The organism is Streptomyces sp. NPDC028305, assembly GCF_055569495.1.
Genome location: NZ_JBVHTN010000002.1, coordinates 715,750 through 732,405, shown reverse-complemented (window position 1 = coordinate 732,405; position 16,656 = coordinate 715,750). Strand labels below are relative to the sequence as shown.

2 protein-coding genes are annotated in these 16,656 nt (G+C 76.3%); both read left to right on the top strand.

The features are described 5' to 3' along the window. Positions 1-31: 31 nt before the first annotated feature. Positions 32-1,762 carry a fatty acyl-AMP ligase gene (locus tag ACZ4WQ_RS09770; RefSeq protein ID WP_398375240.1) on the top strand — a complete coding sequence of 577 codons (1,731 nt, stop codon included), beginning with the start codon at positions 32-34 and terminating at the stop codon, positions 1,760-1,762. A gap of 3 nt (positions 1,763-1,765) precedes the next feature. Next, a complete protein-coding gene (locus ACZ4WQ_RS09765) occupies positions 1,766-16,651 on the top strand; it encodes an SDR family NAD(P)-dependent oxidoreductase (protein ID WP_398375239.1) in 14,886 nt (4,961 codons plus the stop codon). Positions 16,652-16,656 lie beyond the last annotated feature (5 nt).

Below are 16,656 nucleotides of genomic sequence, written 5' to 3'. Positions count from 1 at the left end.
GTCCCGGTCTCCCGGCCCTACTCTGAGCCGCATGTCTGACTCGCTGGTCAACGTGATGCTCACTCAGGAGGAGCGGCAGCCCGACCGCATCGCCTATCGCTACCTGGCCACCGGGGACTGTGACGGAGAGATCCAGGAACTGTCGTACGGGCGGCTGGGCCGGCGCTCCCGGGCCATCGGCGGCCTGCTTCAGGAGCGCGGCCTCGCGGGCTCCCGGGCGCTGCTGCTGTATCCGCCCGGCGTCGAGTTCATCTGCGGCTACCTGGGATGCCTCGCGGCGGGGGTCATCGCGGTGCCGGGCGTGCCCCCGCAGGGGCGGTCGCAGAACCACCGGGCCCTGACCCGGATGAAGCGCCTGATCGCCGACGCGGACGTCAAGGTGATCCTGGGCGGCCGGCAGGTCATGGCGGCCCTGGACGGCATGGAGGAACACCTTCCCCAGCTGGCCGACATCGCCCGCGTCGTCACCGACGACATACCCGAGGATGCGGAGAACACCTGGCGCGCACCCGACATCGGCCCGGATTCGGTCGCGTTTCTCCAGTACACGTCCGGCTCGACCTCGGCTCCGCGCGGCGTGACCGTGACGCACGGCAACCTGATGGACAACCAGCGGGTGCTCACACACGGATTCGGGCACTCCCCCGACGCGCTCGCGGAACATGACGGGGATCTCTTCGTCAGCTGGCTGCCGGTGTACCACGACATGGGACTCATCGCTCCCGTGCTCAACACCCTCTACCTGGGCGGGACATCCACCCTCTTCTCCCCGCTGCACTTCCTCCAGCGGCCCGAGCGCTGGCTGAGCGCCATCTCCCGGTTCCGCCCGCACACCAGCGGGGCGCCCAACTTCGCGTACGAGCTGTGTCTGCGGCACGCCACGCCCGAGCTCCTGGACGGCCTCGACCTGCGCCCGTGGCGGGTGGCGTTCAACGGCGCCGAGCCCGTGCGGGCCGCCACGCTGCGGCGGTTCTCCGACACCTTCGCCCCGGCCGGCTTCCGGCGTGCGGCCTTCCTGCCCTGCTACGGGCTCGCGGAGGCGACGCTGATGGTGAGCGGCAGCGCCGTGGACGCGCCGCCGACGCTGATCGGCAGGGCCGGCCCCGGGGCGCGGCCCGAGCCCGCGGACGCGGAGCTGGTGAGCTGCGGCCGGCCCGGTCCCGGCATGACCGTGGTGATCGTCGACGGTGATCGCCAGGAGGAGTGCCCCGAAGGCGAGGTCGGCGAGATCTGGATCGCCGGCGCGAGCGTCGCCCGGGGCTACTGGCGCAACGCCCTGGCGACCCGCGAGGTGTTCCGGGCGTCCCTGAAGGACGGCAGGAGCGGTTTCCTCAGGACGGGCGACCTGGGATTCCTGCGGGACGGGGAGCTGTTCGTCACCGGCCGGCTCAAGGACCTGCTGGTGATCGACGGACGCAACCACTACCCCCAGGACCTGGAGCTCTCGGCCGAGCTGTGCCACCCCGCGCTCCGGCCCGGCTGCACCGCCGCGTTCTCCGTCGAGGACGGGGCGCTGGGCGAGCAGCCGGTCGTCGTCGCGGAGGCGGCGCCGGAGGCCGCGCCCGAGTTCGACAGGATCACCGCCCTGATCCGCAGCACCATCGGCGAGGCCCACGGCCTGTCGGTGCGGGATGTCGTCCTGGTCAGCCCCGGCACCATCCCCAAGACGTCCAGCGGCAAGATCCAGCGCCGCGCCTCCCGGGCGGCATATCTCGAAGGGACGCTCTCCGTGGTCGGCTCCTCCAACGGCACCACGGGATAGCCCATGTCCGCGAGGAACTTCACCGCCGCCTCCCCCGAGGCCGTCCAGGCGTGGCTGGCACAGGCCGTCGCCGACCGCACCGGGCTCGACCCGCTGCGGGTCGAGGCCGACCGGCCGATCGCCGAATTCGGCCTGGGCTCGCGCGATCTGGTGGCGCTGACCGTGGGCCTGTCCGAGCGGATCGGCCGTGAGCTGGACCCCTCCCTGCTCTACGACCACCCCACGATCTCCTCTATCACCGAAGCGCTGTCCGGCGGCAAGAGCCCCGCGTCCGGGGCCCGGCCGCCCCGGGTGCCGGGGGCGCCGGACGACATCGCGATCATCTCGATGGCCTGCCGCTTTCCCGGGGGCGCGGACGACCCGGAGGGCCTCTGGCGGCTCCTGGACGCGGGCGAGGACGCCATCCGCGAGGTCCCGGCGGGCCGTTGGGACACCCGGGGGCTGTACGACCCGGATCCGGACGCCACCGGCAAGGCGTACACCCTGCGGGGCGGGTTCCTCACCGACATCGACCGCTTCGACGCCGCGTTCTTCGGGATCGCGCCACGCGAGGCGGCCGCGACGGACCCCCAGCAGCGGCTGCTGCTCCAGACCTGCTGGGAGGCGGTCGAGCGGGCCGGGATGGTCCCCAAAGAGCTGGGCGGCAGCTCCACCGGCGTCTATCTCGGCCTGTACGACAGCGGGTATCTGGCCTCGGCCGGTCTTGGGCAGCTGGACGGGCACGTCGGCACGGGCGCGGCGGCGAGCGTCGCCTCCGGCCGGCTCGCCTACGCGCTGGATCTGCGGGGCCCGGCCGTGACGGTCGACACCGCCTGCTCCTCCTCGCTGGTCGCCCTGCACCTGGCCGCGCGCGCCCTGGCGGGTGGCGAGTGCGACCTGGCCCTGGCCGGGGGCGTCACGCTGATGGTCACCCCGCGCGGCCACGTCGAGTTCAGCAGGCTCCGCGGGCTGTCGCCCACCGGGCGGTGCCGGCCGTTCTCGGCCGACGCGGACGGCGTGGTGTGGGCCGAGGGCTGCGGCCTGGTGGTGCTCAAGCGGCTGGCCGACGCGCGGCGGGACGGCGACCGGGTGCTCGCGGTCGTCAAGGGCTCGGCGATCAACCAGGACGGCCGCAGCCAGGGCCTGAGCGCCCCCAGCGGCCCGGCGCAGGAGCGGGTCGTACGCGCCGCGCTGGATGCCGCCTGCCTCGAACCGCACGACGTGGACTATGTGGAGGCGCACGGCACCGGCACCCTGCTCGGCGACCCCATCGAGGGCCGCGCCCTCACCGCCGTCTTCGGGCCGGGCCGCCCCGCCGGCCGGCCGCTGGGCGTGGGGTCCCTGAAGTCGAACATCGGCCACGCGCAGGCCGCGGCGGGGATCGGCGGGGTCATCAAGACGGTGCTGGCGCTGCGGCACGAGCGGCTTCCGGCGTCGCTGCACGCCGACACGCCGACCGAGCGGGTCGACTGGGCGGGCGGCGGCCTGGAGGTGTACGGCCGGGCGCGCGCGTGGCCGCGCGGCGAGCGGGTGCGCCGCGCCGGGGTGAGCGCGTTCGGGATCAGCGGCACCAACGCGCATGTGGTGATCGAGGAGGCGCCGGAAGACCTGGCACCGCCGCCGCGGTCCGCCGGTGACGAACGGCCGGAGGCGACGCTGTTCCCGCTGTCGGCCCACGCCCTGCCCGCCCTGCGCGGACAGGCCGGCCGGCTCCTGGACGCCCTGACCGCCGAAGCGGCCCCGCCTCTGCGGGCCGTCGCCGCGACGCTGGCGCATCGCCGTACGCACTTCGAGCGGCGCGCCGTGGTCGTGGCGCGCCACCGCGACGAGTTGCTGAGCGGGCTGCGCGGGCTGGCCGCCGGGCGGCCAGGAGAGGAACTGGTCGTGGGGCCGTCGGAGCCGCTGCCGCCGGGGAAGCTGGCCTTCGTGTTTCCGGGCCAGGGAGCGCAGTGGGCCGGGATGGCCCGTGATCTGCTGGTCGGCTCCCCGCTGTTCGCGGACGAGCTCGACCGCTGCGACGCGGCCCTGCTCCCGCACACCGGCTGGTCGGTCGCGGCCGTGCTGCGCGGCGACGCGGACGCGCCGCCCCTGGAGCGGGTCGACGTCGTCCAGCCGGTGCTGTTCGCCGTCATGGTGGCCCTCGCGGCGGTGTGGCGGGCCCGCGGGGTGCGGCCGGACGCCGTGGTGGGGCACAGCCAGGGCGAGGTCGCCGCGGCCTGTGTCGCCGGGGCGCTCGGTCTGCACGACGCGGCGGCCGTGGTGGCGCTGCGCAGCCAGGCCCTGACGGGCGTGGTGGGGAGCGGTGCCATGGCCGTGGTGGCCCTGCCGTCCGCGGAGGTCGAGGCCCGCCTCGCGGAGCTGGGCGGGGCGGTGTCCGTGGCGGCCGTCAACAGCGGCAGGTCGACGGTGGTGGCCGGGGAGGTGGCGCCGCTGGAGTCCCTGCTGGCCGGCCTCGAGCGGGAGCGGGTGTTCACCCGGCGGCTGGACGTCGACTACGCGTCGCACAGCCCGCGGGTCGAGCCCGTGCGCGAGGCGATCCTGGGGGACCTCGACGGCATCGTCACGTATCCGGCGTCCGTCGCGTGGTATTCGACGGTGTTCGGCGAGCCGGTCGGCGAGGAGCTGGAGGCCGACTACTGGTACCGCAATCTGCGCGAGCCGGTGCGCTTCGCCGCCACCGTGGAGCGCATGGCGGCCGACGGATACCGCTACTTCGTCGAACTCAGCCCGCATCCGTCGCTGATCACCGCCCTGCGGACGGTCGCCGAGGACACCGGCCACGAGCTGGTCGCCGTCGGTTCCCTGCGGCGCGACGAGGACGGGCCCGGCTGTCTGGACCGGGCGGCGGCCGAACTGCACGTCCACGGGCGGGACATCAACTGGTCGCGCCTGGTCGCCGACGGAGCGTGGGCCGAGCTGCCGACGTACGCGTGGGACCGGCAGCGGCACTGGACCGAGCCCGAGACCTCGGCCGGAGCCTCGGGCCTGCTCCCCCGCGCCGGGCATCCGCTGCTCGGGGTCCAGCTGCGGTCACCGGACGCGACGCGCTGGACGTTCCGGGGCGAGTGGTCCCGCGCCACGGCCGAGTGGCTGCCCGACCACGCGGTGTTCGGGCAGGTGGTGGTCTCGGGGACGACCGTGGCGGAGCTGTGCCGGGCGGCGCTCGCGGCGGCCCGCCCCGACCGGCAGGACGACGTCGCCGACCTGCTGCTGCTCGCGCCCCTGACGCTGCCCGCCGCCGGCACGGTGGAGGTGTCCGTCGAGGTCGTCGCGGCGGACGCGCGGGCCGTGCCCGAGGTCCTGGTGCACAGCCGGCCGCGCGGGCGGGAGACCGGGTCCTCGGAGTGGACGCTGCACGCCACCGCGTCGGCCGGTGAGCCCGCCACCGGCGCCGTCGGCCCGCCGCCGGTGTGGCCGGAGGACGCGTCGGAGCCGTGCTGGGGACCGGACACGTATGCGCGGCTGGCCGAGGCGGGCCTCGGCTACGGTCCGGCGTTCCAGGGTGTCCGGTCGGCGGTGCGCGTCGGCGACGGCGAGGTGCTGGCCCGGCTCTCGCTGCCGCCACGGGCCCGCGACGTGGCGGACCCGTATCCGGTCCATCCCGCCCTGCTGGACGCCGCGTTGCACGTGGCCGCCGCGTTCGACACCTCCGGCCGCGTGCTGCTGCCGGTCGCCGTCGACCGGTGTGCCCTGCCTCCGGGCGGTGCGGACGACCTCACCGCGTCCGTGCGGCGCACCGGTGGCGCGGGGACGGATGTCACGCTGGATGTGACGCTGTGGGACCCCGACGGCCTTCCGGCGGGGCGCCTGGAGGGCGTGCGGCTGCGCGCCGCCGACCCGGCGGATCTGCGGGTCGCCTCCGAGACCGCCCGGCATCTGTACGAGGTGGCGTGGACGGCCGTGGCCGCCGAGACCGGGCCGACGGACGGCACACCGCCACCGGGCGACAGCTGGACCCTGCTCGGCGACCCTTCGGACGAGCGGGTGGCGGCGGCCCTGAGGAGTCTCGGCCCGGCGGGAACCGGGGTGCGTACGGCCACTGCGGTGGACACCGTGCCGGAGTCCAACGGCACGTTGGTCAGGTTCTGGCCGCTTCCCGGTTCGGAATCCGAACCAGCCCTGCATGCCGAGGAGTTGGCGGCCGCCGGACTCGCCGAGCTGCGGGCCCTCCTCGCCCTGCCGCGCGACCGGGCGCCGTCACGGGTCGTCTGGGTGACGCACGGCGCGGTCGCGGCCGACGGCGACGACACGGTGCCGGGCCTCGCCCAGTCCGTGCTGTGGGGCCTGGCCCGCGGCGCGCGCACCGAACACCCGGAACTCGGGCTGAGCCTGGTCGACCTCGAAGGACCCGGCCCCTGGCCCGCCCTGACCGCCGCCCTGGTGGACCCCGAGCCGGAAATCGCGGTCCGCGGCGGCAGGTTGCTCGCACCGCGGCTCGTACGCGCCCGCGCCGGTGACGACCTCAAGGTCCCGGCCGACGACTGCTACGAGCTGGCCGGACCCCCGGATGCGGCGCCTCCCGGCGACCGGTCGGACCTGGAGCTGCGCGCCGTGCCCCGGCCGGAGCTGCCGCCCGGCCGGGTGCGGATCGAGGTGCGGGCGGGCGCGGTGCCCGGCGCCCGGGGCGCGCTGGCCGAGTGCGCCGGCGTGATCACGGAGGTCGGCGCGGGAGTCGACGGGCTGTCGCCGGGCGGGCGGGTCCTCGCCCTGGCCGATACGGCGCTGGGCTCCCAGGTGGTGGCCGAGGCGCGGATGGTCGCGGTGATCCCGGACGAGCTGCCGTTCACCGTCGCGGCGTCCCTCCCCCTCGCGTACGCCACCGCCCATCACGCCCTGCGCGACCTCGCCGACGTCCAGCCGGGCGAGCGGGTGCGCGTCGCGCCCGACACGGGGGCGCCGGGTGCGGCCGCGGCCCGGCTCGCGGAGGCGCTCGGGGCCCGGCTCGTCCGGGACGCCGCAGAGCCGTCGGACGTGCTGCTGGTGGCGGCGGAGGGCGAAAGGCACCCCGGGGCCGCGCCGGGCGGCAGGGTGGTCGTCCTCGGCTCGTCCGACAACGCCCCCTTCGACAACGACCCCTCCGACAACGGCCCTTCCGACGACGGCCTTCGCGAACGGCTCGGCGAGGCCCTGCGCGCGGTCGTGGCGCTGATCGGCTCCGGCCGCCTCCGCCCGCCGCCGCCCCAGGTGCTGCCCATCACCGCGGCGCGCGAGGCCGCGCGCCGGCGGGCCGCGGGCCGGGACGGCCCGGTCGTCCTGGAGCTGGGCGGCCGCGCCACGGTGGTGCCCACCGACGGCACGGTGCTGGTCACCGGCGGTCTTGGCGCGGTGGGTGGGCGTATCGCGCGGTGGCTGGCCGAGAGCGGCGTCCCGCGGCTGCTGCTGACATCCCGTCGGGGCCCCGCCGACCCGCGCCGCGGCGAGGTCACCGCGGAGCTGTCCGCGCTCGGCGCCGAGGTCGAGGTGGTTGCGTGCGACGTGGCGGACGAGGCGGCCCTCGCCGAGCTGCTCGGCCGCGTCGGTGGCGAGCTGCCGCTGCGCGGCGTCGTGCACTGCGCGGGCACGCTGGCCGACGGGGTGCTCGCCGAGCAGACGCCCGAGCGGCTCGCGGAGGTGCTGCGCCCCAAGGTGGCGGGGGCGGCCAACCTCCACCGGCTCACCACCGGCACACCGCTCGCCCTGTTCCTGCTGGTGTCCTCGGCCGCCGGGGTGGTGGGGAACGCCGGGCAGAGCAATTACGCGGCCGCCAACGTCTACCTCGACCAACTGGCCCACCACCGGAGGGCATTGGGCCTGCCCGGCGTATCGGTGTCCTTCGGGGCCTGGTCGGGGGGCGGGCTCGCCGCCGAACACGCCGATCTGGAGCGCCTGGCCCGGTCCGGCTACCGCGCACTGACCCCCGATCAGGCCTGTGAGCTGGTCGAGCTTTCACTGTCGCGCCGGGCCCCGCATCTGGTCGCCTGGGCCCTGGACCGGTCGCGGCTGCGTGACACCTTCGCCCGTGACGGCGGCCCGGCCGCGCTGTGGCGCACGCTGCTGCCCGCGCCACGGGCCGGCCGTGACGGCGCCGCCTTGGCGGACCGGCTCGCCCGGCTCCCGGAGGCCGAGCGCGCCGAGCGAGTGCTGTCCCTGGTCCGCGAGGAGGCGTCCCGGGTCCTGGGGCTGCGCTCGCCGGACGCCATCCGCCCCGGCCGGCCGCTGCGCGAGCTGGGCCTGGACTCGCTCATGGCCGTCGAGCTGCGCAACCGGATCGGGGCCCGGCTCGGCGCCCGGCTGACGGCCACCGTGCTGTTCGACCACCCGACGACGGCCCGGCTCGCGGCACATCTGCTGGACACCGTGGTCGCGTCGGGCGAGCGGGCCGCCAGGCGGCCCGCGACCGGCGCCCCGCGGGCGCGTGGCGGAGCCGACGAACCGGTGGCCGTGGTGTCCATGGCCTGCCGGCTGCCGGGCGGCGTGGCCGACCCCGAGGCGCTGTGGGAGCTGCTCGCCGACGGCCGCGACGCGGTCGGGCCGTTTCCGGCGGACCGATGGGACGTCGGGTCGCTGTACGACCCCGACCCCGATGCTCCGGGCAAGACCTACGCCAGGGAGGGCGGGTTCCTCCGGGACATCGACGCCTTCGACGCGGGGTTCTTCGAGATCACCCCGCGCGAGGCCGCCGCGATGGATCCGCAGCAGCGGCTGCTGCTGGAGACGGCGTGGGAGGCGCTGGAGCGCGCCGGGATCGTGCCGGCCGAACTCGCGGGCAGCACCACCGGTGTGTACGTGGGCATGTTCGGCAGCGACTATCTGGCCGGCTCCCGGCTCGACCAGCTGGACGGCTATGTCGGCACCGGCTCCGCGCTCAGTGTGGCCTCGGGCCGGCTGGCCTACGCCCTGGGGTTGCAGGGCCCGGCCCTGACCGTGGACACCGCGTGTTCCTCCTCGCTCGCCGCGGTGCACCTGGCCGCCCAGGCGCTGCGCTCCGGCGAGTGCGACCTGGCGCTGACCGGCGGCGTGACGCTGATGGTGACACCGCAGACGTTCGTGGAGTTCAGCCGGTTGCGGGGACTGTCCCCGACCGGCCGCTGCCGGTCGTTCTCCGACGAGGCCGACGGCGCGGTCTGGGCCGAGGGCGCGGGGATGGTCGTGCTCAAGCGGCTGGGCGACGCGCTTCGCGACGGCGACGAGGTGCTCGCCGTGCTGCGGGGCACCGCGGTCAACCAGGACGGCCGCAGTCAGGGGCTCGCGGCGCCGAACGGCCCGGCCCAGGAGCGGGTCGTCCGCCGGGCCCTGGAGCTGTCCGGCCTCGCGCCCGCGGACATCGACTACGTGGAGGCGCACGGCACCGGCACCACGCTGGGCGACCCGATCGAGGCGGGCGCCCTGTCGGAGGTGTTCGGCGTCTCCCGGCCACAGGGCCGTCCGCTGTATCTGGGCTCGCTGAAGTCGAACCTCGGCCATCTACAGGCGGCTTCGGGCATCGCCGGTCTGATCAAGGTGGTGCTCTCGCTGCGCCACGCGACGCTGCCGCGCACCCTGCACACCGCCCGGCCCAGCCGCCATGTGGACTGGGACAGCAGCGGGCTGCGGCTGTTGCGGGAGCCGGTGGCCTGGCCGTCGGGCGCGCGGCCGCGGCGGGCGGGGGTCAGCGCGTTCGGGATCAGCGGCACCAACGTCCACGTGGTCGTGGAGGAGGCCCCACCTCAGCCCCCGGTTCAGGCCCTGCCCGAGGGGGCCGAAGCGGCCCCGGGGCGGCGGCTGTTCGTGGTGTCCGCGCGCGGCGACACCGCCCTGCGCGGCCAGGCCGCCCGGCTCGCCGGACACCTGGCCGCCCTCCCCGCCGACGGATCCGCCCTGCCGGACATCGGCTATACGCTGGCCCGCCACCGTAGCCACTTCGAGCGGCGCGCGGCGGTGGAGGCCGACGACCGGGCCGAGCTGCTGGCCGGTCTCGACGCCGTGGCGAGGGGGGAGGCGCGGCCCGGCGTGTCGCTGTCGCCGCCCGGGGCCGCGCCCGCGGGCAAGGTGGCGTTCGTCTTCCCCGGGCACGGCGGGCAGTGGCCGGGCATGGGCGTCGAGCTGATGGCGGGCTCCGAGGCGTTCCGGGAGGAGCTGACCCGCTGCGACGAGGCGATCGCCCGCCACACCGGCTGGTCGGTGGGCGCGGTGCTGCGCGGCGAGGCGGGCGCGCCCGGTATGGAGGGGACGGATGTCCTCCAGCCGGTGCTGTTCGCGTTCAACTCCGCGCTGGCCGCCGCCTGGCGCTCCCTGGGGGTCGTCCCCGACGCGGTGGTCGGCCACAGCCTGGGCGAGCTCGCCGCCGCGTACGGCGCGGGAGCCCTCGCCCTCGACGACGCCGCGGCCGTGGTGACCCGGCGGGCCCGTGCCGTGGTGCCGCTGGCGGGCCGGGGCGGGCTGCTGTCCGTGGAGCTGCCGCGCGCGGAGGTCGAACGGCTGCTCGCCCCGTATCCGGACCGGCTGTTCGTGGCGGCGGTCAACAGCGGGCGGTCCACCACAGTCTCCGGCGAGCTCGACGCGCTGGCCGGGCTGCAACGGCGGCTCGACGAGGAGGGGGTGCCCGCGCGCCGGCTGTCGGCGGCGTTCGCCTCCCACAGCCCGCTGATGGAGCCGCTGCGCGAGGAGCTGCTCGGTGCGCTGGCCGGTGTCCGGGGGGTACGGACGCCCACCCCGCTGTACTCGACGGTGCTGGCGGAACCGGTCGCCGGTGACCGCCTGGACGCCGACTACTGGTACGCGAATCTGCGGGAGCCGGTCCGGTTCGCCGACACGGTGCGGCACATGCTGGACGACGGCTGTCGGTACTTCGTGGAGCTGAGCCCGCATCCGTCGCTCGGCGCGTCGATCGAGTCGGTGGCCGCCGAGGCCGGGATCGACGCGGTGAGCGTCGGCTCGCTGCGCCGCGACGAAGCGGGCCCGGACGGGCTGCTGCGCGGGCTGGGGCGGCTGTACGGCGCGGGGCACACGCCCGACTGGTCGGCCCTGTTCCCGGCGGGCCGCCGCGCCGACCTGCCCACCTATGCCTTCGCCCGGGAGCGCCACTGGCTGTCGGCCGCTCCCGCGACGGCCACGGGGCCGGGCACCTCGCCGCTGGTCGGCACGCATGTGGAGGCCAGCGACGAACCCGACAGGCACATTTTCCAGACCGACCTCGACCTGCGGGACAGCCGGTTCGGCTATCTGTCCGACCACCGGGTCGCCGGGGAGGTGTGGCTGCCCGCCGCCGCGTTCCTGGAGATGGCGCTCGCGGCGGCGTCGGCGCTCGACGAGGGCGGACGGCCGCGGCTGTCCGAGGTCGAGTTCGAGGCGCCGCTGCGGCTGGAGGCGGCGGCGCCCGTACGGCTTCAGCTGGTCCTGCGGCCCGAGGAGCACGGCGTCCGGGACTTCGCCATCGCCTCGACGGCCCTCCGCGGGCCGCGCCCGGAGTGGGTGCGGCACGTCCGCGGGCGTGTTGCCCGCGCCGAGGCCGAGCCGTGCCCCGGGCCCGGCGGCGGCCCTGAAGGCCTCGCCGAGCTGCGGGAGTTGTGCGCCGAGGCAGTCGACATGGCCGAAGTCCACGCCCGTCTTGCCGCCCTGGGCATCGACTACGGCCCGGCCTTCCGGGGCCTGGAGGAGGGCCATCGCTCGGCCGGCGCGGCGCTCGGCCGGCTGGCCGAGGTGCCCGCCGCCGGGCATCTGCTGCACCCCGCCGTCCTCGACGCCGCCTTCCGGACGGCCGCCCTGCCGGGCGACGCCCCCGCGGGCCGGGCGTTCGTACCCGCCGGGGTCGGGCGGCTGCGGTTCACGGGCCGGCGTACCGCACCGGCCTGGGCGACCTGCTCGCTGCGCGCCGTGGACGGGGACACCGCCACCCTGGATCTGCGGGTCTGGGACGCGGAGGAACAACTCGTCCTGGACATCGAGGGGTTCCGGCTGGCCGCGCTGTCTCCGCTCGACGGCTCGCTCTTCGAGACGCGGTGGCTGCCCAGGCCCGCCGCGCGCGAGGCGCCCGCCCAGGGCGGCTGGCTGATCCTGTCGGACGAGTCGGGCGTGGGGGCCGCGCTCAGCGGCCTGCTCGGACCGGTGCCGCACGTGGTGGCCCGCAGGGGCGACACGTTCGCGGCGGAGGCGCCCGGGCGCTACCGGCTCGATCCGCTGAACCCGCAGCACCTGGCGCGCCTGCTGGCGGAGGCGTTCCCCGAGGGGCCGCCGGAGCGGGTGGTCCAGCTGTCCGCCCTGGACGCCCCGCTGATCGAGTCGGCCGAGGCGGCCGCCCGGGCCGCCCGGCTGTGCTGCCTGTCCACCGCGCACCTGGTGCGCGCGCTCGCCGACCGCCCGCGCGGCCGGGCCCCGCGCCTGTTCCTGGTCGTACGGGGCGCCCAGGCCGCCGGGGACAGCGCGGAGGTGACACACCCGCAGCAGGCGCTCGGCTGGGGCTTCGGCCTCGCGGTGGCCCAGGAGTACCCGGAGCTGGCCACCACGCTGATCGACCTGCCGTCGGACGGCGGTCTCGACGCCCTGTGGGCACAGCTGCGGCACGCCGACGGCGAGCGCCTGGTCGCGCTGCGCGGCACGGGCCGCCTGGTGCCGCGCCTCGTCCGCACCCGTCCGGACGACGCCGGGCGCGGCGAGCCCCGCCCCGACGGCGCGTATCTGGTCACCGGTGGTCTCGGCGGCCTCGGCCGGGTCGTCGCCGAGCGCCTGGTGCGGCGCGGTGCGCGCCGGCTGGCGCTGTTGAGCCGGGGAGCGCCCACCGCGGAGGCGGCGCGCTGGATCGAGGACCTGCGGGGGCGCGGCGTGACGGTCCGCCACGCCCGGGCGGACGTCGCCGACCGGGCGGGCCTGGCCGCCGCGCTGGACGGGCTGCGGCGCGAACTCGGCCCGCTCACCGGCGTCGTCCACACCGCCGGCGTGCTGGACGACGCCACGGTGCCCCATCTGACGGAGGAGCGGGTGCTGCGGGTCCTCGCCCCCAAGGTGCTGGGCACGGCCCTGCTCACCGAGCTGGTGCCCGAGGCGGAGCGTCTGGTGCTGTTCTCGTCGGCTGCGGGCCTGCTCGGCTCGGCCGGACAGAGCCCGTACTGCGCGGCGAACGCCTTCCTCGACGCCTGGGCGCACCATCTCGCCCGCGCCGGCCGGCCGGCGCTCAGCCTCGACTGGGGCGCCTGGGCGGAGGTCGGCCTGGTGGCCGGGTCGGACATCCGGGCCGCGTCGGTGAGCCGGTCGGGCCTGGTGGGCCTCTCCCCGCAGGAGGGAGGCGAGCTGTTCGAGGGGCTGCTGCCCACGGCGCGCCGCCAACTCGCCCCGCTCGCCCTGGACCGGGAGGCGCTCGCGCTCGACCCGGACACCGTACGGTCGCGGCCGTTGCTGTCCGACCTGGTGCCCGCCCCGGCCGCGGCGCCGGGCGCGGGCGGACTGGTCGCCCGGGTGCTCGCGGCCACGACGGCGCGGGAGCGGACGGACCGTCTGGAGGCCTATGTACGGGCCAGGGTCGGCGAGGTGGCCGGCGGCGGGGTCGCGGACGCCGCCCCCACGACGGCCCTGAAGGAGCTGGGGCTCGACTCCTTGATGATCGTCCGGCTGCGCAACGCCTTCGCCCGTGAGCTCGGCGTCGAACTGCCCGCCTCGGCGGTGTTCTCGGCGGCCGACATCCGCGGCCTCGCACGGGACCTGGGCGCGGCGCTGGCGGAGCGGGACACCTCCACCGGGCCCGTCCGGAATGGGCCGCCGGTGGCCGATTCCGCGGCCGATGTGCCCGAGGTCGATCTGCGGCCCGCGACCCGTGACGTGGTGCGGCTGTTGCGCAGCGCCCGCCGGGACACCCCCGGTGCCGCACAGGCCATCGGCCTCGCGGTCCGGCTCGCCGCGCCCACCACCCGGGGGCGGTTGACCGACATCCTGGCCCGGCTGGCCGCGCGGCACGCGGCGCTGCGCACGGCGATCCTCACGGGGACCAGGGAGGGCACACGGCTGCGCGTCGAGCGGGAGCCCGCGGGGCCCCTGCTGCGCTGGTCGGAGCTCGGCGGCGGCGCGGACGAGGATGCCGCGGTGGGCAGGCGGCTGCGGGAGCTGCTGGAGCCGCCGTTCGACCTGGCGGCCGCGCCGCTGTGGCGGTTCGAGCTGCTCGACCGCGGCGACCGGGGCCAGGTCCTGGTGTTCGGCGCGCACCACGCGGTGAGCGACCTTCAGTCGCTGCTGCTCGTGGCGGCCGAGATCGGCCGCGAGCTGTCCGGCGCCCCGCTGGGCGACGCCGTCTCCAACCGCGACATCGACCTGCTGCTCCAGGCGCAGGAGGCACGGCCCACCGACCGCGCCGACGAGGCGGCGGCCGACTGGCGCGAGGCGTTCACCGGCAGCGCCCGGCTCGATCTGACGCTCGCGCGGCCGCGCCCGCCGGTGCGCTCCTTCCGGGCGGGCAGCGTGACCCTGCCGATCCCCGACGGGCTCATGGAGCGGGTGTCCTCGGAGGCGAGCCGGCTCGCGATCACCCCCGCGGCCTTCTGCCTGGGCACCCTGACCGTGCTGCTCGCCCGCGAACGGCAACGGGACCGGTTCGTGCTCGCCGTCCCGGTGGACACCCGTGTCCACGTCGACGCGTACGACGCGGTGGGCTTCTTCGGGGTGCCGGTGCCCGTCCCGGCCCAGGCCGCGCCCGGCGAGACGATCCACGAGGTGCTGCGCCGCACCGACGGCCGCCTGGACCGGGTCCTGACGAAGGGCGCCATGTTCTCCGACGCCCTGTCGGCGCTGGCCGCGCAGGGGCTGTTCCGGGAGAACGCGCCGATGGTGGAGGTGTACTTCAACTACGTACGGTCCTCGGCGGCGCGCCTGGAAGGCCTGGAGGTCCTTCCGGCCGGAACCGGGTACTCCGACCTGGACCTGATGGTCACGATGACGCCGGACGCCGGACGGCTGCGGCTGGACCACAACCTGGACATCATGGACGAGGCGAGCTGCGCCGCGCTCGGCGAGGGCTTCCTGCGGCTGCTCGCCGAGGTGGCCGACGACCCCACGGCGCAGGCCCGCCCCGCGGCCGACTCCCCCGCCACGCCTGCGCGCACCACGGCCCCGCGCCCCTCGCCAGGCCCTGTCCGGGCGGTCTTCTCGGGCCCGCGACGCCAGGGGGCACCTCCCAGCGGTAGCTGGGGGATACGGCGCCCCCAGCTACCGCTGGGGGTACCCCCGGCTGCGTTGTCGGAGTCGCCCGCCACGCCGCGGCAGCGGCATATCGATCGCAGCGCCCAGTACGAGGGCGACCCTCCGCCTTGCGATGCTCCCCCAGCCTTCGGCCGGGAGGTGCCCCCTCATCTGACGCCGCGGGCTGATCCTCAAAGACCGCCCGGACAGGGCCTCGCCCTCGCGGCCACCTTCGCCCTCGGCAACCTGCCGCTGCTGTGCGAGACGGCGCTGGCCGACGACCCGTCGGAGGCGGGCGGCGGTGTGACGGTCGTGGAGGCGCCGTATCACCACGTCCTGGCGGGCCTGCGGGATCCCTCCGGGGTCTTCGCCGACCCCTCGACTGCGCTCGGAGTGGTGCTGCTGAGGGCCGTCGACCTGGAGCGGTTCGGGCCGGTCGGCGACGCCCTGCTCGCCGAGTTGCGCGCGGAGTACCCGGCCGCGCTGCGGGCCCTGTCCGAGCGGACCCGCAGGCCGTTGGTCGTCGGGTTCCTGCCCTCCTCGTACGGCGACGAGCGCCTGGCGCGGTGGGAGCGCGAACTGGCGGCCGAGCTGGCGGAGCTGCCCGGTGTCGCGGTGCTGCGCCCCGACGGCTGGACCCGGCACCACGCCGTCGAGGACCGGTTCGACGACCGCACCGACAAGCTGGCGCACCTGCCGTTCACCCCGCCGTTCCAGGCCGCCGTGGCCCTCACCCTGGCCGAGGTGGTGCGGGCCGTGCGCCGCACGCCGCCGAAGGTGATCGCGGTGGACGGCGACGAGACGCTGTGGAGCGGGGTGGCCGGGGAGATCGGCCCGGACGGCGTGGACCTCGGCGGCCCCCGTGCGCTGCTGGCCCGCCGGCTGCTCCAGTGGCGGGCCGCCGGGGCGCTGTTGGTCCTGGTCAGCAACAACGACGAGGCCACGGTGCGGGCGGTGCTCGACCGCCCGGACAGCCTGCTGCGGGCGGAGCACTTCAGCGTGGTCTCCGCCACGTGGGGCCGCAAGGCGGAGCGCCTGGAGGCGGCGGCGCGCACCCTCAACCTGGGCCTCGACAGCTTCCTGTTCCTCGACGACAACCCGGTCGAGATCGCCGCCATGCGGTCGGCGCTGCCCGAGGTGCTGTCCGTGACCTGCCCGGCGGCCGGGGAGCTGGAGCCCTTCCTGGCCCGGCTGTGGCCGCTGGTCCCGGCCGCGGGCACGGCGGAGGACTCGCTGCGCGCCGAGTTCTACCGCCATGAGCGGGCCCGTGACGCGATCCGCGAGCGGGCCGGGTTCGAGGAGTTTCTCGCCCAGCTGGATCTGGAGGTCGACATCCGGCCGCTGTCCGGGCGGGATGCCGAGCGCGCCGAGCAACTCGTACGCCGCACCAACCAGTTCACCCTGCGCGCCCGGTCGGCCGACGGCGGCGATCTGGAGCGGTGGCGCCAGCAGGGCGAGGTGTGGACGGCCGCGGCCCGCGACCGGTTCGGGGACTACGGGCAGATCGGGCTGCTCGCGGTCCGCCGGGACGGCGACCGGCTCGACGTCCTGGCCTGGATGCTCAGCTGCCGTGCGCTGGGCCGCGGGGTGGAGGAGCGGCTCCTGGGGTGGCTGGCCGACCGCGCCGAGGCCCTGGGCTGCGCCACGGTACGTCTGACGGCGGAGCGGACACCGCGCAACGCACCTGTCCGACGGCTGCTCGCCGCGCTGGGCGGCGGTGAGCCGGACGACACATACCTGGCAGTCGTGACGACGCCGGAGCACCTGCGGGCGTTCCGGTCCTGGGAGCAGTGAGGGCA

Coding starts and splice junctions, on each gene's coding strand:
- ACZ4WQ_RS09770 (WP_398375240.1), top strand. CDS start 32: ATGTCTGACTCGCTGGTCAACGTGATGCTCACTCAGGAGGAGCGGCAG.
- ACZ4WQ_RS09765 (WP_398375239.1), top strand. CDS start 1,766: ATGTCCGCGAGGAACTTCACCGCCGCCTCCCCCGAGGCCGTCCAGGCG.